The following is a 19,987-nucleotide window of genomic DNA, read 5'->3' on the forward strand; positions in this document are numbered from 1 at the left end:
TCAGATGTGTATAAGAGACAGGGGTGGGACGGATCGGGACGGGGACGGGGATCAGTCGGTCTGCGCTTCCCACACGAACGTGGTGCCGGCCTCGGACGACTGCACCTTGTTGGGCGCTCCCTCGCTCAGGTCGTAGCTGAAGCGGTAGGTCGTGCTCGCCGTGCCCGTCGTGGGCTTCCACGCGTCGACGCCGGTGCCGAAGGAGTCGGACGCCATGAGGTCGGCGAGCGTCCCGTCGTGCACGGTCGTCCCCGTGGTGAAGGTGCTGCAGTCCCCGGCGGTACCCAGGGCGCCGCGCTCGACCTTCATGCCGACGTACTGCGCCAGTTCGTCGGCGTCGGCTGCGTCTGCGGCGTAGAGCTTCACGGTCGAGGCGTTGGTGGTGTTCGCCGTCACCGTGATGCAGTTCGAGCCGGCGGACCCCGGCACCAGGTCGTCGACGTCGAACAGCGCGACGCCCTGGTCGTCGTCGGTGAGGGAGACGGCACCGGTGCGCCAGCTGTTCGCGGCGTTGTCGGTGCTGCTCGAGAAGGCGGCGTACGAGGCCGTGGCGATGAGTGCGCCGCTGGCGACGACGGCGAGGGGGAAGGCGATCCAGGCGGCGGTGCGGCCGTGGCGGGAGGTGATGTGCATGGCTGTCCTGTCGGTCGGTTCACCCGGCGGGTGATATGACAGCAGCGTATATGAATATCAGTTGTTATGGAACCCCGTCGCAACACGACCGACGGCCCGGGTAGGTTGGCCGACATGACCCTCTCCGTCGAGTCGACCACCACCTGGTCCGACACGGACGTCGCCGACGTCGCCGCCCTCGTCCGCCTGCTCGGTCACGACGTCGACGATGCGTCGATGCGCGCCCGCCTCGACCGGCTCACCCCCGAAGCCGGGCACCGCACCTGGGTGGTCCGTGGTGACGACGGCCGGGTCGTCGCGGTCGCCGGCGCGCAGGTCACGTGGGCGTACGCCAGCGACGAGCCGACGGCGCAGCTGCTGCTGCTGGTCGTCGACGACACGGCCAGGAGGCTCGGCACCGGTTCGGCGCTCATCGGCACGTTCGAAGCATGGGCGGTCGAGCAGGGCGCGCGTCGCCTCAGCGCCGTCAGCGCGGCCGCGACGGACAGCGCGCACCGGTTCTACCAGAAGCGCGGGTACCACGACGCCGGGGTGCGGTACACGAAGATCGCGTAGCGCCACCTTCCTGGCGAACGTCGAAGCGCCCCGTGCAGGAGTCCCTCGGACTCCCGCACGGGGCGCTTCCCCGTGACTAGGCCGACGCGCTCAGCGCCGTGTCGATGACGTCGGCGGCCTCCTGCGCGGAGCGCTTCGAGGACCCCGTGGCCGGTGCGGCACTCGCCGAGCGGGCCGCGACGGACAACGGGCGACCGCCCAGGTGCGGCGACAGGTTCATGCAGACGAACGGCCAGGCGCCCTGGTTCTCCGGCTCCTCCTGCGCCCACACGACGTCGGCGTCCGGGTAGCCCGCCAGGACCTCGAGGATGCGGTCGAGGGGGAGCGGGGCGAGCTGCTCGAGGCGGACGAGTGCGACGTCGGTGATGCCGCGCTTGTCGACCTCGGCACGCAGGTCGTGGTGCACCTTGCCGGAGTGCAGCACCACGCGACGCACGGCGCCCTTGTCGGTGATCCGCGCGTCGTCCAGCACGGGCTCGAACGTGCCCGTCGTGAAGTCCTCGACCGTGCTCGTCGCCTGGCGGAGCCGGAGCATCGCCTTCGGGGAGAACACGACGAGCGGCTTCTGCGGACGGGCCCAGGCCTGCCGGCGGAGCAGGTGGAAGTACGACGCCGGAGTCGACGGGCGCGCGACGATCATGTTGTCCTCGGCGCACAGCTGCAGGTAACGCTCGATGCGTGCCGACGAGTGGTCCGGCCCCTGGCCCTCGTACCCGTGCGGCAGCAGCAGGACGAGGCCGGAGCGCTGTCCCCACTTCTGCTCGGCGGACGAGATGAACTCGTCGATGACGATCTGGGCGCCGTTCGCGAAGTCGCCGAACTGCGCCTCCCAGAGCACGAGGGACTCGGGGCGCTCCACCGAGTAGCCGTACTCGAAGGCCATCGCCGCGTACTCGCTCAGCAGCGAGTCGTACACGTAGAACCGGGCCTGGTCCTCGGTGAGGTTCGACAGCGGCAGCCATTCCTGGCCGTTCACCCGGTCGTGGAACACCGACTGGCGCTGGACGAAGGTGCCGCGTCGGGCGTCCTGTCCGGCGAGGCGGACGGGCTTCCCCTCGACCAGGATCGACCCGATCGCCATGAGCTCGGCCATCGCCCAGTCGATGCCGCCGTTGCGCGTCATCTCGGTGCGCTTGGTCAGCAGCTGCTGCAGCTTCGGGTGGATCGAGAACCCGGCGGGCGGGTTGCTGTGCGCGTCGCCGATCGCCCGGACGAGTTCTTCGGACACGGCGGTCTCGTGCACCTCGACCTCGGAGTCGTCGCGCTGCGCGGCCGGGCGTTCGAGCCCCTGCACCGCACCGTCGTCGTCGACCTCGATGACCGGGATGGTGCCGGTCTGTGCCTCGTGCGTCTCGGCGAAGGCGCGTTCCAGGCGGTCCTGGAAGTCGCGGTGCGCCTCGTCGTACTCCTCTTGCGTGATGTCACCGCGGCCGACGAGGGCCTCGGTGTACAGCGTGCGGACGGAGCGCTTCGCCTCGATGAGGTTGTACATCAGCGGCTGCGTCATCGAGGGGTCGTCGCCCTCGTTGTGCCCACGGCGGCGGTAGCAGATCAGGTCGATCACGACGTCGCGGTGGAACTCCTCGCGGTACGCGAAGGCGAGTTCGGCGACGCGGGCGACGGCCTCGGGGTCGTCGCCGTTCACGTGGAAGATCGGTGCCTGGATCGTCTTCGCGACGTCGGTGGAGTACACCGAGCTGCGCGCCGACTCGGGCGGGGTGGTGAACCCGACCTGGTTGTTGATGACGAGGTGGACCGTGCCGCCGGTGCGGTAGCCGCGGAGCTGCGACATCTGCAGCGTCTCGACGACCACGCCCTGGCCGGCCATCGCCGCGTCGCCGTGCACGAGCACGGGGAGCACACCGAAGCTGCCGGGGGCTTCGCGGTCCTGCTTGGCGCGGACGATGCCCTCGAGCACGCCGTCGACGGCTTCGAGGTGGGACGGGTTCGCGGCGATCGTCACCGGGATGCTCGAGCCGTCGGACGTGCGGAACACGCCCTCGGTGCCGACGTGGTACTTCACGTCGCCGGAGCCCTGACCGGACACCGTGCCCGGCAGCGAGGACCCCTCGAACTCACGGAAGATCTGCCCGTAGGTCTTGCCGGCGATGTTCGTCAGGACGTTCAGGCGGCCACGGTGGGCCATGCCGATCGCGACCTCGGCCAGTCCGGCTCCGGCGGCGTGCTGGATCAGGGTGTCGAGGAAGGCGATGGTGGACTCGCCGCCCTCGAGCGAGAAGCGCTTCTGGCCGACGTACTTGGTCTGCAGGAAGGTCTCGAACGCCTCGGCCTCGTTGAGCTTGCCGAGGACGCGGAGCTGCTCGTCCTTCGACGGCTTCGAGTACGGCACCTCGATGCGCTCCTGCACCCAGCGACGCTGTTCCGGGTCCTGGATGTGCATGTACTCGATGCCGACCGTGCGGCAGTAGGCGTCGCGCAGGATCCCGAGGACGTCGCGGAGCGGAGCCGAGGTGGTGCCGGCGAGCCCACCGGTGACGAACTCGCGGTCGAGGTCCCAGAAGGTCAGCCCGTGGCTCTCGATCTCGAGGTCGGGGTGCGTGCGCTGGCGGTACTCGAGCGGGTCGATGTCGGCCATCAGGTGCCCACGGACGCGGAAGCTGTTGATGAGCTCCTGCACGCGCGCGGTCTTGTTCACCCGGTGCGCCAGGTCGACGTTGATGTCGTTCGCCCACTGGATCGGCTTGTAGGGGATCCGGAGTGCGGCGAAGATGCCGTCGTAGAAGCCGTGCTCGCCGATGAGGCGCTCGTGCACGTGCTTGAGGTACTCGCCCGAACCGGCGCCCTGGATGACGCGGTGGTCGTAGGTGCTCGTCAGGGTGATGGTCTTGCCGATGCCGAGCTCGACCAGGGTCTTCGACGCCGAGCCCTGGAACTGCGCCGGGTACTCGAGGGCGCCGGCGCCGATGATCGAGCCCTGCCCCTTCGTCAGACGGGGGACCGAGTGCACGGTGCCGATGCCGCCCGGGTTGGTGAGCGAGATCGTCGTGCTCTGGAAGTCCGCCGGGGTGAGCTTGTTGTCACGGGCACGCTTGACGAGGTCTTCGTAAGCGGAGAGGAACTGACCGAACGTCAGGGTCTCCGCGCGCTTGATGCTCGGCACCAGGAGCGAGCGGGTGCCGTCCTTCTTCGGGACGTCGATCGCGATGCCGAGGTTCACGTGCGCCGGGGCGACGACGAACGGCTTGCCGTCGCGCTCCTCGTAGTAGACGTTCTGGCTCGGGAAGTCCTTGAGCGCCTGCACCATCGCCCACCCGATCAGGTGCGTGAAGGAGATCTTGCCGCCGCGGGCGCGTCGCAGGTGGTTGTTGATGACGATCCGGTTGTCGATCATCAGCTTCGCCGGGATCGTCCGGACGCTCGTGGCGGTCGGGACGGTCAGCGAGGCGTCCATGTTCGACGCCAGCGTCTTGGCCATGCCCCGCAGCGGGGTCGCCACGTCCTCGTGGGTCTCCTCGTGGTCGTCGGCGGCGTCGTTCGCCTCGGCCGGGATCGGCTGCGGTGCCGGCTGACGCGAGGTGGTCTTCGCCTGGATCGGGCCCGACTTCGCCTCGCCCGGGGTGTCCCCGGTGGCCGGCTGCTGCGTCGACGACTGCTGCTGGGCGGATGCCTGCTGGGCCGGTGCCTGCTGTGCCGGCGCCTGCTGCGCGGGGGAGCCCGCCGGAGCCGGAGCGTCACCGACCTGCGTGCGGTGGTAGCTCTCGAGGACCGGCCACCAGGACTTGTCGACCGACTCCTTGTCCGCGACGAACTGCTCGTAGAGCTCGTCGACGAGCCACTCGTTCGCCCCGAATTCGCCCGCGGTCTCGTCCGTTCCGGTCAGATGGCTCGACACAGCCGATCGCCCACTCTCCGTCGATAGATGCTCGTGTGTGTCGTGCGGAGCAACCCTGCGCCGCACAGGTGCCAAGCCTAGCCGCTCCGACATGTCCGTTCCGTGTCAGCCGCGGCGCGAGTCGGCAGCCCCCGGAGCACCCGGTCGGGGCCGTGACGGGAGCCGTACAGTGGAGCGCATGAGGTTCTACGAGACGCGGCCGACGCACGACCTGACCTACTCCGACGTCTTCCTCGTCCCGAGCCGTTCCGGCGTGACGAGCCGCTTCGACGTCGACCTCGCGGCGAACGACGGCAGCGGTGCCACGATCCCGATCGTCAGCGCCAACATGAACTCCGTCACCGGCCCCCGGCTCGCCGCCACCCTGGCCCGCCGCGGTGGTCTGGGCGTGCTGCCGCAGGACATGCACCTGCAGGACCTCGACGCCGCGATCCGCTGGGTGAAGGACCAGCCGGTCGACTTCGACACCGCCTACGACATGGGTGCGCAGACCACCGTCGCCGAGGCCCTCGAGCAGCTCCTGCCGGTGGCCGGCCGTGGTGTGGTCGTCCGCGACGCCGACGGCGAGTACCTGGGCTGTGTGCCCGCGACCCGCCTCGGCACCGCCGGCCCCGACGCCGTCCTCGGCGACCTGCTGCACGGTGCCTCGACCGCGATCGACGCCGAGGACGCCGGCACGCCCCGCCACGTCTACGACGTGCTCGCGGCCGCCGAGGTCGACTTCGCGCCGGTGATGCGGCACGGCCGGGTCGTCGGGACCACGAGCCAGACGAGCGCGATCCGCTCCGACATCTACACGCCCGCCGTCGACGGTTCCGGCCGGCTCCGGGTCGCCGCCGCCCTCGGCATCAACGGCGACGTCGCCGCCAAGGCCAAGGCGCTGGCGGCCGCGGGCGTGGACGTCCTGGTCCTCGACACCGCGCACGGCCACCAGGACGGCATGCTCCGCGCACTCCGCACGGTCGCGTCGCTGCAGCTCGGCATCCCGCTCGTCGCCGGCAACGTCGTCACGGCCGACGCCGTCGCACACCTGGTGGGGGCCGGAGCGGACATCATCAAGGTCGGCGTCGGCCCTGGTGCCATGTGCACCACCCGCATGATGACGGCCGTCGGTCGTCCGCAGTTCTCCGCCGTGCTCGAGACCGCCGCGGCGGCCCGCTCGCTGGGCGCACACGTCTGGGCGGACGGCGGGGTGCGCTACCCGCGCGACGTCGCCCTCGCGCTGGCAGCCGGGGCGTCCGCCGTCATGATCGGCTCGTGGTTCGCCGGCACGCTCGAGGCCCCCGGTGTCCTGCGCCGCGACGCCGCGGGCAAGGCGTACAAGGAGAGCTGGGGCATGGCCTCGGCCAAGGCCGTGCGTGAGCGGTTCGAGCGGCTCGACCCGTACGAGCGGGCCCGCAAGGCGCTCTTCGCCGAGGGGATCTCGTCGTCCACGATCTACCTCGACCCGGAGCGCCCGAGCGTCGAGGACCTGCTCGACATGATCACCACCGGCGTCCGTAGCTCCGCGACCTACGCGGGCGCGTCGTCCCTCGCCGAGTTCTCCGAGCGTGCGCTGGTCGGCATCCAGTCCGCCGCCGGGTACGAGGAGGGCAAGCCCCTGCCCGTCAGCTGGTAGCGCGGCCGGGGCGCGCGTCGCCCTGGTCGCGACCACGGACGGACGGGAGGCGCGGTGCCAGCTGGCACCGCGCCTCCCGTCCGTCCTTCCGCTGCGTCTACCGGCGTCGGGTCGCGTCCTCGACCTCGCCCACCAGTTCTTCGAGGATGTCCTCGAGGAACAGCACGCCGATCGTGCGGCCGTCCGCGTCGAAGGCGCGGGCCACGTGGCGCCCGGCGGCCCGCATGGTCGCGAGCGCGTCCTCGAGGTCCATCTCGGTGTAGAGCGAGATGAGCTGGCGGATGCGCTTCGGCGGCACTGGGTCGTCGAACTCGTCCGGTCGCAGGTCGATGACGTCCTTCACGTGCACGTAGCCGGTGGGGGAGCCGTCCTCGCCGACGAGCACGTAGCGGGAGAACCCGCGCTGCGCCACGGCGTGCTCGACGTCGGCCGGGGTGGCGTCGTCGGGCAGGGTGACGAGTTCGGCCATCGGCACGGCGACGTCACGGACCTTCTTCTCGGTGAACTCGAACGCCAGGGCGAGCTTGCCGTCGTCGGTCAGGGTGCCCTCGCGGCGGGACTGCTCCACGATGGTCTGCACCTCCTCCACCGTGAAGGCGCTCACCGCTTCGTCCTTGGGCTCGACGCGGAACAGCCGCAGCACGGCGTTCGCGACCTCGTTCAGGCCGACGATGACCCAGTGCAGGCCGTGACCGATGTACCAGAGCGTCGGCACGAGCAGCAGCGCGGCGCGGTCCGGCATCGAGAACGAGATGTTCTTCGGCACCATCTCGCCGAACACCACGTGCAGGAACGACACGAGCAGCAGCGTGAACACGAAGGCCACGGTGCCGATCACCTCGGCGCTCCAGCCGGTCAGGTGCAGCGGGACCTCGAGCAGGTGGTGGATCGCCGGCTCGGACACGTTGAGGATGAGCAGCGAGCAGACCGTGATGCCGAGCTGGGTCGTCGCGAGCATGCGGGTGGCGTGCTCCATGGCCCACAGGGTCATCTGCGCGGCCTTCGAGCCCTCCTCCGCGCGGGGTTCGATCTGCGAACGGCGTGCGGAGATGACCGCGAACTCCGCCGCGACGAAGTACGCGTTGCCCATCAACAGGACGACGAGCCAGAAGATGCCCCACCAATCGGAGCTCATCGGGTGCTGCCCTTCGTCGTGGTGGTCGGGGTGCTCTTGGTGGACGGGATGATGATCGCGGTCGCCGCCGTGTCGGTCGACGGGCGCGTCGGGGTCCAGCGGATGCGGTCGATCCGACGGCCGTCCAGCCGTTCGACGCGGAACACGCCGCCGTCCAGTGGCACCTCGTCGCCGACGACGGGCAGGCGGCCCAGCGTCGACATGACGAACCCGCCGACGGTCTCGTACGGGCCCTCCTCGGGCACCTTCACGCCGGCGCGGTCCTCGAGCTCGTCGGGACGCAGCAGACCGGGGAAGGTCAGCCAGTCGCGGGAGCGGACCACGTCGATGCGGGCGCGGTCGTGCTCGTCGGAGACCTCGCCGACGATCTCCTCGATCAGGTCCTCGAGCGTGACGACCCCGGCGGTGCCGCCGTACTCGTCGACGACGATGACCATCTGGTAGCCGCGACCGCGGACCTCGGCGAGCAGGGTGTCGCCGGGCATGGTCTCCGGCACGCGTTCGGCGCCGGTCATGAGAGCCCCGACGGGGACTTCCGGACGCTTCTCGCGCGGCACGGCGACGGCCTGCTTGACGTGCACGATGCCGACGACGTCGTCCGCGTCCTCCTCGATGACGGGGAAGCGGCTGAAGCCGGTCTTGCGGGCGAGGGCGATGACGTCCTCGGCGGACTCGGACACGCGGATGGTGGAGAGCCGCGGGCGCGGGGTCATCACGTCGCTGGCGCTCAGCTCGGAGAACGAGATGGTGCGCTCGAGGAGCGTCGCGGTGTCCTGTTCGAGCGAGCCCTCCGACGCCGAGCGGCGCAGCAGCGAGGTCAGTTCCTCGGCACTGCGCGCACCGGAGAGTTCCTCCTGCGGCTCGATGCCCAGCGACCGGAGCACGGCGTTCGCGGTGCCGTTCAGCAGCGCGACGGCGGGCTTGAAGACCGTCGTGAACGCGATCTGCAGCGGGACCACGAGCCTGGCGGTCTGCAGGGGCAGCGCGAGCGCGAAGTTCTTCGGCACGAGCTCGCCGAGGATCATCGACAGCAGGGTCGCGATGACCAGCGCCACGATCGAGCCGACGGTCTCGACGATGCCCTCCGGCAGGTTCATCGCCAGGAACGGCGCCTCGAGCAGCTTCGCGATCGAGGGTTCGAGCAGGTAGCCGGTCAGCAGCGTGGTCAGCGTGATGCCCAGCTGTGCGCTGGACAGGTGCGTCGAGGTGACCTTCAGCGCGCCGATGACCGGCGCGAGACCGGCTTCACCGCGGTCGCGCCGCGCTTCGACGTCGGCGCGGTCGAGGTTGACCAGCGCGAACTCGGACGCGACGAAGACACCCGTGCCGAGGGTCAGCAGGATGCCGCCGATCAGCATGACGATGTCGATCGGACTCATGATTCACCCCCGTTCGCGCACAGGGATGACGTGCAGCTCACCGAGTGAGCGGCGGATGAGTGAGGCGAAGAACTATTCGGGGGATCGTCCACAGTGCTGCCAATCGTACTGCCTGCGCGGTCGCCGGACCGTGAATCCGTACAGAACCGACCGCGCCTAGGCCGTGATCCGCGCGCGGTGGTACTGCTGCGGCTCGTAGTCGACCGGCACGCGGAGTTCGACGGCGGCACGGAGCGCGAACGACGGGTCGCGCAGCATCTCGCGACCGATCATCACGACGTCGGCCAGGCCGGTCGCGACGATCTGCTCGGCCTGGAACGCCTCGGAGATCATGCCCACCGCGATCGTCGGGATGCCGGCGTCGCGCTTGATCGCCGCGGCGTGCGGCACCTGGTAGCCGGGGCCGACCGGGATCGGCGCGCTCGCGACGTTGCCGCCGGTCGACACGTCGGCCAGGTCGGCACCGTGCTCAGCGGCCCAGCGGGCGACGACCGTGGTCTCGTCGAGCGTGAGCCCGCCGTCGACCCAGTCGGTGGCCGAGAACCGGACGACGATCGGGAAGCCCTCGCCGACCTCGGCGCGCACGGCGTCGACGACCTCGAGCAGCGCGCGGGCACGGTTCTCGAGCGAGCCGCCGTACTGGTCGGTGCGCTGGTTGCTCAGCGGCGAGAGGAACTGGTGCAGCAGGTAGCCGTGGGCCGCGTGGATCTCGACCAGGTCGAACCCGGCCTCGACCGCGCGGCGGGCGGACTGCGCGAAGGCGAGGGCGACCACGCGGATGTCCTCGACCGCGAGCTCGCGCGGGACGTCGTAGCCGTCGAAGGCCACGGCCGACGGCGCGACCGTGGTCCAGCCGCCCTGGTCGGCGGGGACGGTGCCGTGCGTGGTGTCCCAGGGGCGGTAGGTCGACGCCTTGCGCCCGGCGTGCGCGAGCTGGATGCCCGCCGCGGCCCCCTGCTCGTGCAGGAAGTCGACGATCGGCTTGAACGCGTCGCGCTGCTGGTCGTTCCAGAGCCCGAGGTCCTGCGGGGTGATCCGTCCCTCGGGCACGACGCCCGTCGCCTCGACGACGACCGCGCCGGCGCCGCCCTTGGCGAACCCGCCCAGGTGCACGAGGTGCCACGGCGTCGGGACGCCGTCCTGCTGGTCCACCGAGTACTGGCACATCGGGGAGACCCAGATGCGGTTGCGGACGGTCAGGTCACGGACGGTGATCGGGTCGAACAGGGCGTGCGTCACGCGGGCTCCTCAGAGGACGGGTGCCGGCGCCTCGGCCAGTTCCGTCAGGAACGACCGCAGCGACGCCGGCGACGTGTAGTGGTGGCCGACCGCCCCGATCGCTTCCGCACCGGTGGCGTTCTCGGCCCTGTTGTCCACGAACACCATCTGACCCGGGTCGATTCCCAAGCGCGCACAGGTGTCGCGGTAGATGGATGCCGCGGGCTTCAGGACGTGCTCCTCGGCGCTCACCACGACGGTCTCGAACAGCGAGCCCATCGGGGAGCGGCGGTACGGGTCGCCGAAGTCGAAGCCTGCGTTCGAGAGCAGGGCGACACGGGTGCCGGCGTCGTGCAGCTCCTCGACGATCTCGAGGGTCTCCGGCTCGACCTCGAACCACCCGGTGAAGTCGATCGCCCAGAACCGGTGGATCTCGGAGATGCTCCAGGTCCGTCCGGTCCGTTCCGCGATGGCACGCCAGTACGCCACGACGGACAGGTCGCCGCGGTCCAGGTCGTGCCGGAGCTCCTGGTACACCGGGAACAGCTCGTCCGCCGGGACCCCGGTGGCGGCCACGAGGGCGTCCCGCGAGGCGTGCGGCGTCCGGCTGATCACCTCGCCGTAGTCGAAGACCACCACGCGACCAGGCAGGAACAGGCTCATGTGCTCCACCGTAACGTGGGGCCGGTGAACGACTTCGTGCCCGTCCGACCGTCCGATGCCGCCGCGTGGGTCACCGCGCCGACGGGGGAGTCCACCAAGTACCGCCGCGGGGTGCTCGGCATCGCGACCGGGTCCGACCAGTACCCCGGCGCCGCGGTGCTCGGGGTCGACGCCGCCGTGCACACCGGCGTCGGCATGGTCCGGTACGTCGGACCGTCACGCGCCACCGACCACGTGCTCACCCGCCGCCCCGAGGTCGTGTCCGGTGTCGGCCGCGTGCAGGCCTGGCTCGTCGGCTCCGGCATCTCGGCGCCGTCGCTCGGTGACCTGGACGCGACGACGGCGGCGGGCTTCTCGCACGCGTCCGACGACGGCGTGCCGGTCGTCGTCGACGCCGGGGCGATCCCGCTCGTCGACCTCGGGCCGCTCGCCGTGCTCACCCCGCACGCCGGTGAGCTCGCCTCGTTCCTGGGGGCCGATCGCGCCGAGATCGAACAGGACCCGGCGGCCGCGGCGCTCCGGGCGGCCGAGCAGACCGGCAGCGTCGTGCTGCTCAAGGGCGAGCGGACGCACGTGGTCACCCCGGACGGGTCGGTGCGGCTCGTGGCGTCCTCGGCGACGCCGTGGCTCGCGGCGGCCGGTGCCGGGGACGTGCTGGGCGGGGTCCTCGGGGCGCTCGTCGCCGCGCGGCAGGGCTCCGTCGAGGCGGTTGGGTCGTCGCTCACGCCGTCGGACCTCGCGCACCTGGCCGCGTCGGCCGCGGTGGTGCACGGGCTGGCGGCGCGGCGGGCGTCCGGCGGCGGGCCGTTCCCGATGACGACGCTCATCGCCGAGCTGCCGGGGGTCGTGCGGGACCTGGTCGTGGACGGGGACGCGCGCGGCTAGCGGTCGGTGCGCGTGCACCTTCCGACGATCCACGAGGTGATCGACGCGTGTTCTGTCGAAGGATGCGCACGCAATGGGTTCGTGCGCATGTTCCGACGGGACACCACGGGTTCGACAGGTGCAAGGTCGCAACATGCGCACGCATCAGTGAGCGGGTGCGGCCCCAGGACGCGACGACGGACGGACGGGAGGCGCGGTGCCAGCTGGCACCGCGCCTCCAGGCCGTCGGCGGGCACGTCACGGGCGTGACGCGCGTCGCGGACGTCAGCTCGCGGGGGTCGCGTGCACCAGGAACTCGACGGAACCGGCGTCGTCGACCTTGACGAACCCCAGGCTCGGGGCCTGCACGCCGTAGTCCGAGAAGGTGATCGGGACCGAACCGGAGATGTCGACGCCGTCGCCGTTCAGGCCGACCTGCAGCTTCGCGGTGACGTCCTTCGTGACGCCGTGCAGGGTGAGCGTCCCCGGGGCCGTCACGGTCGTCGTGTCGGAGCCGCTCGGGACCGCGTCGGCGATCGGTCCGGTGAGTTCGAAGGTGGCCTCGGGGAAGGCCGCCGCGTCCATCGCGGAGTCGCGGAAGTAGGCGTCGCGCTGGTCGGAGTCGGTGGTGATGTCGGCGACCTGCACCGTGATCTTCGCGGCGGTGATGCTCGTGCCGTCGACGGTCGCGGTGCCGGCGACGCTGTCGGTGCGGCCGGTGACGGTGACGTCGGAGCCGTTCAGGACCTCGTGGACGCGGTACCCGGCCTCGGAGTCGCCGCCGACCGTCCACTCGCCGGACAGGTCCGTGTCGTCGAGGGTGGAGGCTTCGCGGGTGGCGGCGACGGACGGCGCGGCCGAGGCCTTCGCGTTCTCGTTGCTCGTGTAGACGTTCGTGAAGACCACCGCGCCCACGACGCCGAGGACGACGACGGCGGCGATGACGGAGATCCAGATGACGGCCTTGCGGCGCTTGCGCGGGGTGTCGGAGGTCACGAGCAGAACGGTGACACGTCATGCTCGGGAGACCCTGAGTCCGTGGCAGCGACCGTCCCCGGTCCGGCCGCTACGCTCGTCCGGTGCAGAGGACCTCGACCCGGTGGCTCGAACTCGCCGGCTTCGTCCTGGCGTTCGTCGCCGTGCACGGGTTCCTGTGGTGGCTGACCCTCGTGTCGGCGAACCTGCCGCTCGGTGACGTGACCATCACCTACAGCCGCTGGATCGAGACCGGGCGGACCGCGGACTTCTGGGTCGGCATCGACGGCGCGTGGGTGTACCCGATCCTGGCGATCGTGCCGATGGCGGCCGCGGCACTCGGGGGCGTCGCGTCGATCGGTACCGGTTGGCTGCTGCTGATGGTGCTGCTCGATGCCGCGGCGTGCGCGTTCCTGTGGCGGTTCCGGGCACGTGTGGGGTCGTCCGACCGCTTCGGCGTGCACGGCGTGCGGGTCGTCTGGTGGTGGCTGCTGTTCCTGCTCGCGCTCGGGCCGATCGCGCTCGGTCGGATCGACACCGTCGCGACGGTGTTCGCGCTGGTGGGCGTGGCGTTCGTGGCCTCGAGGCCGGCCGTCGCCTCCGCGCTCTTCACCGCCGGCGCGTGGACGAAGGTGTGGCCCGCGGCGCTCGTCGCGGTGCTGCTGCTGGTGCGTCGTGGACATCGCCGTGGCGTGCTCACCGGGGCCCTGGTGCTGAGTGCGCTGATCGTGCTCGTCGACGTGCTGTGGGGCGGTGCGCCGTACCTGCTGTCCTTCGTCGGTGAGCAGACCGGCCGTGGGCTGCAGATCGAGTCACCGCTCGCGACGCCCTTCATGTGGGCCGCAGCGTTCGGCGTCCCGGGTGCAGCGGTGTTCTACGACCAGGAGATCCTGACCTTCGAGGTGTCCGGTGCCGGCACGTCCGCCGCCGCCGCGGTGTCGACGCCGCTGATGGCCGTCGTCGTGGTGGCCGGGGTCGTGCTCGCGCTCTGGGCCGCGCGCCGGGGTGCCCGTCGGGCCGAGCTCGCGCCGGTCCTCGCGCTGCTGTTCGTCGCGGCGCTCATCGCGACGAACAAGGTGGGGTCGCCGCAGTACATCGGCTGGTTCGCGGTGCCGATCGTGTGGGGGCTGGCCGCCGGTACCCCCAGTGCGCGCCGGTTCGTGCCGATCGCGGTGACCGCGCTGCCGATGGCCCTGCTCACGCAGGTGATCTACCCGGGCTACTACGACCAGTTGCTCGGTGTGCAGCCGTGGATCCTCGTGGTGCTCACGGTCCGGAACGTGCTCGAGGTCGCGATCCTGGTGTGGAGCGTGGTCGTACTGGTGCGGATGGGGCGGGCTGCGCGGTCCGGACGGGTGTCGGCGCGCTCGTCGCCGTCCGTGCGCGACCAGCCCGAGCCGGGCAGGATGGACGCATGATCGTCGCCTTCTCCGTCGCTCCGTCCGGTGGTCCCGCTGCAACGTCCGACGGGTCCGTGCACGACGCCGTCGCGGCCGCCGTGCGCGTGGTGCGCGAGAGCGGGCTGCCGAACCGCACCTCGTCGATGTTCACCGAGATCGAGGGGGAGTGGGACGACGTCATGGACGTCGTCAAGCGCGCCACCGAGGCCGTCGGTGCGTACGGCACCCGGGTGTCGCTCGTGCTCAAGGCCGACATCCGCCCCGGGCACACCGGCGAGATCGACGGCAAGCTCGAACGGCTCGAGGCCGCGCTCGGCGACTAGTGGTCAGCGGCGCCGACGCGGACGCCTGCGGCGACGGGGGTCGGTGCCGAGGACCGCGGCGACCGTCAGCATGACGAGGCCGGCGACCGCGAACACCACGACGATGACGATCCCGATCGGGTCGGTCGCGTCCTCGCAGTTCGCAGGCGCGCCGGCGGCGCAGGAGGCCAGGACGGTCGTGACGGTGGGCACGTCGTCATCCTGCACCGCAGCGTCGCCCGACACGCCGGAGCGGTCCCTCGGATGTCGGTGGCCGGGTGTCTCATGGTCTGCATCGAGCCACTTCCGGTGGCCTGCGAGACGACGATGAGGAGCGCGTGATGATGCACGACGGCTGGTGCCCCGACTGCGACCTGCGAACGGTCGTCATCGACACGGACGAACAGGGCGAGAACGCCTGGGCGAGCTGCGCGGAGTGCGGCACCGGATGGGTGCACCGCGACGAGCTGCCCGAGCAGGCCCCGGCACGGACCCGCACCCCGGAGCGCCAGGCGGCCTGAGCTCCCGCGGGCTTTCGTTGGTCCGTTGGAGCGGTCTACACTCGACGGACCAGGACATCACGGCCGCCCCGTCCGGTGGGGTGCTGCACCGTCGTCCCGCTCTGCCCGCACGAGAACAGGCCCCATGTCACAGCTCACGCCTGCGCGTCGCACCCTCGCGCTCATCTCGCTCGCCCTCGGCGGGTTCGCCATCGGCTCGACCGAGTTCGTCGCGATGGGGCTGCTGCCGAACATCGCGCAGGCCCTGCTCCCCGAGCAGTACGGCATCGACCCCGACGCGGGGATCGCCCACGCCGGCTGGCTCGTCAGTGCCTACGCCCTCGGGGTGGTGGTCGGTGCGCCGACCATCGCGGCGATGTCCGCCCGGTTCCCGCGCAAGGGCCTGATCCTCGTGCTGCTCGTCGGGTTCGTCGTCGCGACGATCGCGAGCGCGCTGCTGCCCTCGTTCGGTCTGGTGCTCGTCGCCCGCTTCGTCGCGGGTCTGCCGCACGGCGCCTACTTCGGCATCGCGTCGATCGTGGCCGGCGACATGATGGGCCCGGGCAAGCGCGGCAAGGGCATCGCGATGGTGCTGCTCGGCCTGTCGGTCGCGAACGTCGTCGGGGTTCCGGCGATCACGTGGGTCGGACAGGTGGCCGGGTGGCGGGTCGCCTACGGCGTCGTCGCCGCGCTGTTCGCCCTGACGTTTATGGCCGTCGCGGCCTTCGTGCCGAAGAGCGCCCGCGACGAGCACGCCACGATCGGCCGTGAGCTCCGGGCGTTCCGCGTGCCGCAGGTGTGGATCGTGATGGGCCTCGGTGCCGTCGGGTTCGGCGGGTTCTTCGCGGTGTACTCGTACATCTCGCCGCTCGTGCAGAACGTCACCGGCATGCCCGAGTCGTTCGTGCCGATCGTGCTCGTCGTCGTGGGCATCGGCATGGTCGTCGGCGGGGTGCTCGGCGGACACCTGGCCGACCACAGCGTGAAGCGCACGATCTACGTCGGCATGTTCTCGCTCATCGGAGCCCTGCTCATCACCGTCCTGACGGCGCAGTGGCTCTGGGGCATGCTGCTCGGCGCGTTCCTGCTCGGTGCGACCTCGTCGGCGATCCCGCCGGCGGTGCAGTCGCGCCTGATGGACGTCGCCGGGGATGCCCGCACGATCGCCGCGGCGCTGAACCACTCGGCGTTCAACATCGGCAACTCGATCGGTGCGGCCCTGGGCGGCGCGGTCATCGCCGCCGGCTTCGGGTTCCTCGCACCGGGCTGGCTCGGCATCGGCCTCGCGCTGCTCGGCGTCCTGGTGACGATGGTCAGCTACGCGGTCGAGCGGCGGAGCACCCGTCGCGCCGCGGTCCGCTCCTCGTCACCGTCCACCGGTCCGATCACCGCACCGGTCCCGACGGCCTGACACGCGGGGTGCGCGCACGCACCCGCCGGACGGGAGGCCCGTGGCGGCGCCGCCACGGCCCTCCCGTCCGTCACGTGGCGCGGAAGACCGCCCCGAGTGAGCAGAAGACGTCGGGTTCCGTGACCGGACCCGACGTCTTCTGCTCACTCGATGCGCGACGCAGCGCGCGCTAGAGCCCCAGGGGGCTGCCGTCCTGCACGATGATGCCGTCGGTGATCGCACGCTTCCGCAGCGCCACCTTCGTGCCCACGTCGAAGCCGGCGACGCGGTACTTCTCGCGGATGCGCTTGAGGTAGCTCTTCGCGGTCTCCTCGGAGATGCCGAGCTGGTAGGCGACGCTCTTGACGGGCTCGCCACCGCCGTACAGGGCCATCACGCGACGCTCCTGGGCGCTGAGCTTCGGGACGCCGCCGACGTCGCCGCTGTTGATGGCGAGGTCGAGCTCGGCCGAGACGTACTGCTCGCCGCGCTGGGCGGAGCGGATCGCCTCGACGATCATGTCGGCGTCCTCGCTCTTGACGAGGTACCCGAGGGCACCGGCGCCGAGGGCCTCGCGCACGACGTTCGGCTCCGAGTACGTGCTCATCACGACGGTCTTGACGCCCGCGGTCTTGAGCGTCGAGATCTTCAGCGACACCGGGATGGAGTCCTTGAGGTCCAGGTCCAGCAGCACCACGTCGACCGGGAACGCCGGGCTCGTCAGGAGCTCGGGCCAGGTCGTGACGGCGGCCACCAGGGTGATGTCGTCGGCCGCGTTCCGGATCCACTCCGTGAGCGCGCCGAGGAGCATCCTGTGGTCGTCGACCAGTGCGAGTCGGATCGGTTCCTCTGGAGTCGCCATGCTGGCGTCCTTTCTCGGTGCGGATTGCTCGGCCGATCCTAGGAGGATGCGGGCCGGAAGTCGGTCAGGCGTGCGGGTGTCCGGCGGCTACATCGACGGATGTCGGTTCACGACGCAGTGCGCGACGATGTGCAGCGCGCCGTCACGGACGGTCTCGGTGTACGGGCCGATGCGCTGCAGGGCGCTCCACGCCGTCGGGCCGAGGCTGCGCCGGGGCACCCCGCGGGACTCGATGACGACGGGGACGTCCATCGTGTCGTCGCTGACCGGGTGACCGTCGGAGCCGATCGGGCCGAGGGTGACGGAGACGACGGGCATGCCGGGCTGCGCGGTGCGGCCGTCGCCGACCATCTGCCAGATCGCCTGCAGCAGCCCGTCGCGCTGCGTGGGGGAGAGGTGTCCGGCCAGGGCGGTCGGGTCGGCGACGCTCACCGAGCGACCGAGGTGGTCGGACTCGGTGATCGCGTGGTAGAGCCAGGTCTCGCGACGGCCCTCGATCAGGTGCAGGCGGAGCTCGGTGGCGAGCGACGCGGCGACGGAGCTCGAGGCGTCGGACAGCGGCAGCGGGTCGGTGCCGTTGGCGACGGCGTCGAGCAGCTTCTCGGCGGCCAGGTCGAGCCGGGCGAGCTCGTCCGAGGCGAGCATGCCGACGGCGAACTGCGGCGCCTGCACGTTGCTCTGCACGAGCACCCGGTCGAGTTCGCGCTGCACGAGCTGGCGGAACCGCTGCACGACGTACAGCGCGAGCGACGGCGGCACCACGACGAGCGACAGCAGGGACACGATGCCGGGCATGGTGTCGTGCGTGATCGGCGTCGACGCGACGGCCATCACGATGAACGCGATGCCGAGCGCACCGATGGCGGCTGCGACCTCGCGGGCGGGTCGGAGCGTGGCGATCGGCAGCAGGGCGAACCCGGCGGCCATCGACGCGGTCGCGGTGTGCGCGATGTCGTGCTCGGGCGAGATGCCGATGAAGTCGAGGGTGACCACGCACGCCAGCACGACGCAGATCAACGCGAAGGCCGGACCCGTCAGCCGTTCGCCGTAGGTCAGGACACTGAGTCCGACCCCGACGGCGGCGACGACGTAGAGCCCCCAGGCGACCGCGGGCAACCACGGGTCGGAGTACTCGTTCCAGCGCACCAGGAAGAACGCGATGCCGGCGACGGCCTCGATCGCGGTGAGGACCGCGGCGCCGAGGCCGAGGTAGCCGGCACCGAGCGAGGCGCCGGGCTTCGCGGCCTGGCGCAGCGACCGGGCGCCGGTCGACGTGGACGGGAGCCCTCGGGCCTGGCGACGTTCACTCGTCCGGTACCGCTCGCGCGCCTCGCGGCGGGTGCGGGGTGCTGGCGGAGCGGTCTCGCCGGGCAGGCTGCGGCCGATGGTGTCCTCGGGGACCCGGGTCATCGCGGTGCCTCCAGGACGACGGTGGTGCCGGAGCCCGGCGCGGAGAAGAGCTTCGCGTCGCCGCCGACCTCGCGCAGGCGGTTCACGACGCTCTCCTTGAAGCCGAGTCGCTCGGCACTGACGGTGGTGAGGTCGAAGCCGACGCCGGAGTCGGTGACCATCGCACGGACGACCTCGTTGTCGTGGACGATCGTGACGTGCGCCTCGCCGACGCCGGCGTGCCGACGGACGTTCTCGAGGCACTCGCCGAGCGCGAGGAGGAACGCGTCGAGCACGTTCGACGGCAGCAGGACCTGCCCGGTGCCGTGCCAGCTGACCTCGAGCCCCATCCGGCCGAAGCGCTGCTTGACCGACTCGAGGGTCTGCCCGAGCGGTGACTCCTCTTCGCGGGTGAGCGAGTAGTCACCGGACTGCGAGGGCTGCGGGGTCGCACCGAGGCGCAGGTGCCGCAGCAGTCGGGCGTCCTCGGCGGCCTGCTCGCGCATCGCCTGCTCGGAGACGCCGACGCCGGAGTGCGCCAGCAGCGTCAGGGTCGCGAGCACGGTGTCGTGCAGCAGGCGGGCACCCTGGCGGCGCTGGGCCTCGGTCTCGCTGGCCTGCCGTTCGGCGCGGTGGGCGGTGCCGATGCTGTAGATGCGGCGGGCGACGCGGGGGATGCTGCGCGAGATCCAGATCGCCACGACGGCCATCAGGATCCACCCGAGCAGTGCGCCGCTGACCGGGGTCGACAGGAGCGAGCCTGAGCCCCAGACCATGAGCACCACCACGGCGCCGCCGCCGGCGATGGTGATGCCGAGACCGACCGGGTGCCCGCGCTGGGCCATCAGCGGTGCCGAGAGCCCGCCGGCGGCCAGGGGCATGACGGCGCTGGCGACGAGGGGTCGCGCCGAGTCGGGGACCCCGGTGAAGAGCAGCACCATCGTGGCGAGCCCGGCGACGACGATGGCGGCGGTCCACCACACTTCGCCGCCGCGAGCGAAGCACACGAGCGCGGTGATCATCGCGGCGATGCAGAGGAGTGCGCCGATGAGGGGCGGCGTGGGCACGGCGGCGGCGGAGAGGATGCCCACGACGCTGACGAGCGCGCAGACGATGCCCACGACACGGGTCGCCGACCGCAGCAAGCGGTCGCGTTCCTGTGCGATGAAGTCCATCGATGTCCTGGTTGGTGACGATCTGGCGGTGCGGGAAACCGAGCGTCGGTCAGTGCCGAGCTCCACGCCATCATTC

18 protein-coding genes are annotated in these 19,987 nt (G+C 71.2%); 7 read left to right on the forward strand and 11 right to left on the reverse strand.

Going from position 1 to position 19,987, the window contains the following annotated elements; translation table 11 throughout:
• Positions 1-51: 51 nt before the first annotated feature.
• Positions 52-633, reverse strand: a complete 582-nt coding sequence (locus DEJ01_RS16770; RefSeq protein WP_111093655.1) for a hypothetical protein — start codon at positions 631-633, stop codon at positions 52-54.
• 114 nt (positions 634-747) lie between these two features.
• Here DEJ01_RS16770 and DEJ01_RS16775 point away from each other — a divergent pair, with 114 nt between their 5' ends.
• On the forward strand, positions 748-1,188 hold the full coding sequence (locus DEJ01_RS16775; protein WP_027465835.1) for a GNAT family N-acetyltransferase: 441 nt from the start codon (positions 748-750) through the stop codon (positions 1,186-1,188).
• Positions 1,189-1,264: 76 nt separating this feature from the next.
• On the opposite strand, the gene DEJ01_RS16780 is transcribed toward DEJ01_RS16775, so the two are convergent.
• Entirely contained in the window at positions 1,265-5,041 is a 3,777-nt protein-coding gene (locus tag DEJ01_RS16780) for a multifunctional oxoglutarate decarboxylase/oxoglutarate dehydrogenase thiamine pyrophosphate-binding subunit/dihydrolipoyllysine-residue succinyltransferase subunit (RefSeq protein WP_181438488.1), read from the reverse strand.
• A gap of 178 nt (positions 5,042-5,219) precedes the next feature.
• Between DEJ01_RS16780 and DEJ01_RS16785 the strand changes: the two genes are divergently transcribed.
• Positions 5,220-6,659 carry a GuaB1 family IMP dehydrogenase-related protein gene (locus DEJ01_RS16785; RefSeq protein WP_071406349.1) on the forward strand — a complete coding sequence of 480 codons (1,440 nt, stop codon included), beginning with the start codon at positions 5,220-5,222 and terminating at the stop codon, positions 6,657-6,659.
• Between the two features lie 97 nt (positions 6,660-6,756).
• Here the strand turns inward: DEJ01_RS16785 and DEJ01_RS16790 are convergent, their stop codons facing one another.
• The 4 genes from DEJ01_RS16790 to DEJ01_RS16805 all read right to left on the reverse strand — a co-directional run bounded on the left by DEJ01_RS16790 (position 6,757) and on the right by DEJ01_RS16805 (position 11,054).
• Complete coding sequence (locus DEJ01_RS16790; RefSeq protein ID WP_027465832.1) at positions 6,757-7,794, reverse strand: hemolysin family protein; 1,038 nt, start codon at positions 7,792-7,794, stop codon at positions 6,757-6,759.
• A complete protein-coding gene (locus DEJ01_RS16795) occupies positions 7,791-9,173 on the reverse strand; it encodes a hemolysin family protein (RefSeq protein WP_111093656.1) in 1,383 nt (460 codons plus the stop codon). The genes DEJ01_RS16790 and DEJ01_RS16795 overlap by 4 nt, the downstream gene beginning before the upstream one ends.
• 156 nt (positions 9,174-9,329) lie before the next feature.
• Positions 9,330-10,412: an NADH:flavin oxidoreductase/NADH oxidase gene (locus DEJ01_RS16800; protein ID WP_027465830.1), complete on the reverse strand. Its 1,083-nt coding sequence runs from the start codon at positions 10,410-10,412 to the stop codon at positions 9,330-9,332.
• A gap of 9 nt (positions 10,413-10,421) precedes the next feature.
• Positions 10,422-11,054, reverse strand: coding sequence for an HAD family phosphatase (locus DEJ01_RS16805; RefSeq protein ID WP_071244826.1), 633 nt, complete (start codon positions 11,052-11,054; stop codon positions 10,422-10,424).
• A 24-nt stretch (positions 11,055-11,078) separates the two neighbouring features.
• Here DEJ01_RS16805 and DEJ01_RS16810 point away from each other — a divergent pair, with 24 nt between their 5' ends.
• A complete protein-coding gene (locus tag DEJ01_RS16810) occupies positions 11,079-11,939 on the forward strand; it encodes an ADP/ATP-dependent (S)-NAD(P)H-hydrate dehydratase (protein ID WP_111093657.1) in 861 nt (286 codons plus the stop codon).
• 264 nt (positions 11,940-12,203) lie between these two features.
• Here DEJ01_RS16810 and DEJ01_RS16815 read toward each other — a convergent pair whose 3' ends face one another.
• Complete coding sequence (locus tag DEJ01_RS16815) at positions 12,204-12,914, reverse strand: YceI family protein (RefSeq protein WP_111093658.1); 711 nt, start codon at positions 12,912-12,914, stop codon at positions 12,204-12,206.
• A gap of 83 nt (positions 12,915-12,997) precedes the next feature.
• On the opposite strand from DEJ01_RS16815, the gene DEJ01_RS16820 reads away from it, so the two are divergent.
• Both DEJ01_RS16820 and DEJ01_RS16825 read left to right on the forward strand, forming a co-directional pair.
• The gene (locus tag DEJ01_RS16820) at positions 12,998-14,311 is read left to right on the forward strand and encodes a glycosyltransferase 87 family protein (protein WP_111093659.1); all 1,314 of its coding nucleotides are present in this window, start codon (positions 12,998-13,000) and stop codon (positions 14,309-14,311) included.
• Entirely contained in the window at positions 14,308-14,616 is a 309-nt protein-coding gene (locus DEJ01_RS16825) for a thiamine-binding protein (protein WP_111038588.1), read from the forward strand. Before DEJ01_RS16820 ends, DEJ01_RS16825 begins: the two co-directional genes overlap by 4 nt.
• A 3-nt stretch (positions 14,617-14,619) precedes the next feature.
• On the opposite strand, the gene DEJ01_RS16830 is transcribed toward DEJ01_RS16825, so the two are convergent.
• Positions 14,620-14,808 carry a hypothetical protein gene (locus DEJ01_RS16830; RefSeq protein WP_146245116.1) on the reverse strand — a complete coding sequence of 63 codons (189 nt, stop codon included), beginning with the start codon at positions 14,806-14,808 and terminating at the stop codon, positions 14,620-14,622.
• Positions 14,809-14,936: 128 nt separating this feature from the next.
• Between DEJ01_RS16830 and DEJ01_RS16835 the strand changes: the two genes are divergently transcribed.
• Together DEJ01_RS16835 and DEJ01_RS16840 are read left to right on the forward strand one after the other, a co-directional pair.
• Positions 14,937-15,116, forward strand: a complete 180-nt coding sequence (locus tag DEJ01_RS16835) for a hypothetical protein (protein ID WP_111038590.1) — start codon at positions 14,937-14,939, stop codon at positions 15,114-15,116.
• 124 nt (positions 15,117-15,240) lie between these two features.
• Complete coding sequence (locus DEJ01_RS16840) at positions 15,241-16,506, forward strand: MFS transporter (RefSeq protein ID WP_111093660.1); 1,266 nt, start codon at positions 15,241-15,243, stop codon at positions 16,504-16,506.
• Positions 16,507-16,675: 169 nt separating this feature from the next.
• Here DEJ01_RS16840 and DEJ01_RS16845 read toward each other — a convergent pair whose 3' ends face one another.
• From DEJ01_RS16845 to DEJ01_RS16855, 3 genes are all read right to left on the reverse strand, one after another.
• Positions 16,676-17,347: a response regulator transcription factor gene (locus tag DEJ01_RS16845; protein WP_017888182.1), complete on the reverse strand. Its 672-nt coding sequence runs from the start codon at positions 17,345-17,347 to the stop codon at positions 16,676-16,678.
• A gap of 87 nt (positions 17,348-17,434) precedes the next feature.
• Positions 17,435-18,757, reverse strand: coding sequence for a hypothetical protein (locus tag DEJ01_RS16850; RefSeq protein WP_111093661.1), 1,323 nt, complete (start codon positions 18,755-18,757; stop codon positions 17,435-17,437).
• Positions 18,754-19,911 (reverse strand): ATP-binding protein, encoded by a 1,158-nt coding sequence (locus DEJ01_RS16855; protein WP_111029197.1) that lies wholly within the window; start codon positions 19,909-19,911, stop codon positions 18,754-18,756. The genes DEJ01_RS16850 and DEJ01_RS16855 overlap by 4 nt, the downstream gene beginning before the upstream one ends.
• Positions 19,912-19,987: the final 76 nt, after the last annotated feature.

It is taken from the genome of Curtobacterium sp. MCLR17_040 (assembly GCF_003234735.1).
Classification (GTDB): Bacteria; Actinomycetota; Actinomycetes; order Actinomycetales; family Microbacteriaceae; genus Curtobacterium; species Curtobacterium flaccumfaciens.

Coding starts and splice junctions, on each gene's coding strand:
- DEJ01_RS16805 (WP_071244826.1), bottom strand. CDS start 11,054: ATGAGCCTGTTCCTGCCTGGTCGCGTGGTGGTCTTCGACTACGGCGAG.
- DEJ01_RS16825 (WP_111038588.1), top strand. CDS start 14,308: ATGATCGTCGCCTTCTCCGTCGCTCCGTCCGGTGGTCCCGCTGCAACG.
- DEJ01_RS16785 (WP_071406349.1), top strand. CDS start 5,220: ATGAGGTTCTACGAGACGCGGCCGACGCACGACCTGACCTACTCCGAC.
- DEJ01_RS16775 (WP_027465835.1), top strand. CDS start 748: ATGACCCTCTCCGTCGAGTCGACCACCACCTGGTCCGACACGGACGTC.
- DEJ01_RS16840 (WP_111093660.1), top strand. CDS start 15,241: ATGTCACAGCTCACGCCTGCGCGTCGCACCCTCGCGCTCATCTCGCTC.
- DEJ01_RS16795 (WP_111093656.1), bottom strand. CDS start 9,173: ATGAGTCCGATCGACATCGTCATGCTGATCGGCGGCATCCTGCTGACC.
- DEJ01_RS16855 (WP_111029197.1), bottom strand. CDS start 19,911: ATGGACTTCATCGCACAGGAACGCGACCGCTTGCTGCGGTCGGCGACC.
- DEJ01_RS16790 (WP_027465832.1), bottom strand. CDS start 7,794: ATGAGCTCCGATTGGTGGGGCATCTTCTGGCTCGTCGTCCTGTTGATG.
- DEJ01_RS16835 (WP_111038590.1), top strand. CDS start 14,937: ATGATGCACGACGGCTGGTGCCCCGACTGCGACCTGCGAACGGTCGTC.
- DEJ01_RS16850 (WP_111093661.1), bottom strand. CDS start 18,757: ATGACCCGGGTCCCCGAGGACACCATCGGCCGCAGCCTGCCCGGCGAG.
- DEJ01_RS16770 (WP_111093655.1), bottom strand. CDS start 633: ATGCACATCACCTCCCGCCACGGCCGCACCGCCGCCTGGATCGCCTTC.
- DEJ01_RS16845 (WP_017888182.1), bottom strand. CDS start 17,347: ATGGCGACTCCAGAGGAACCGATCCGACTCGCACTGGTCGACGACCAC.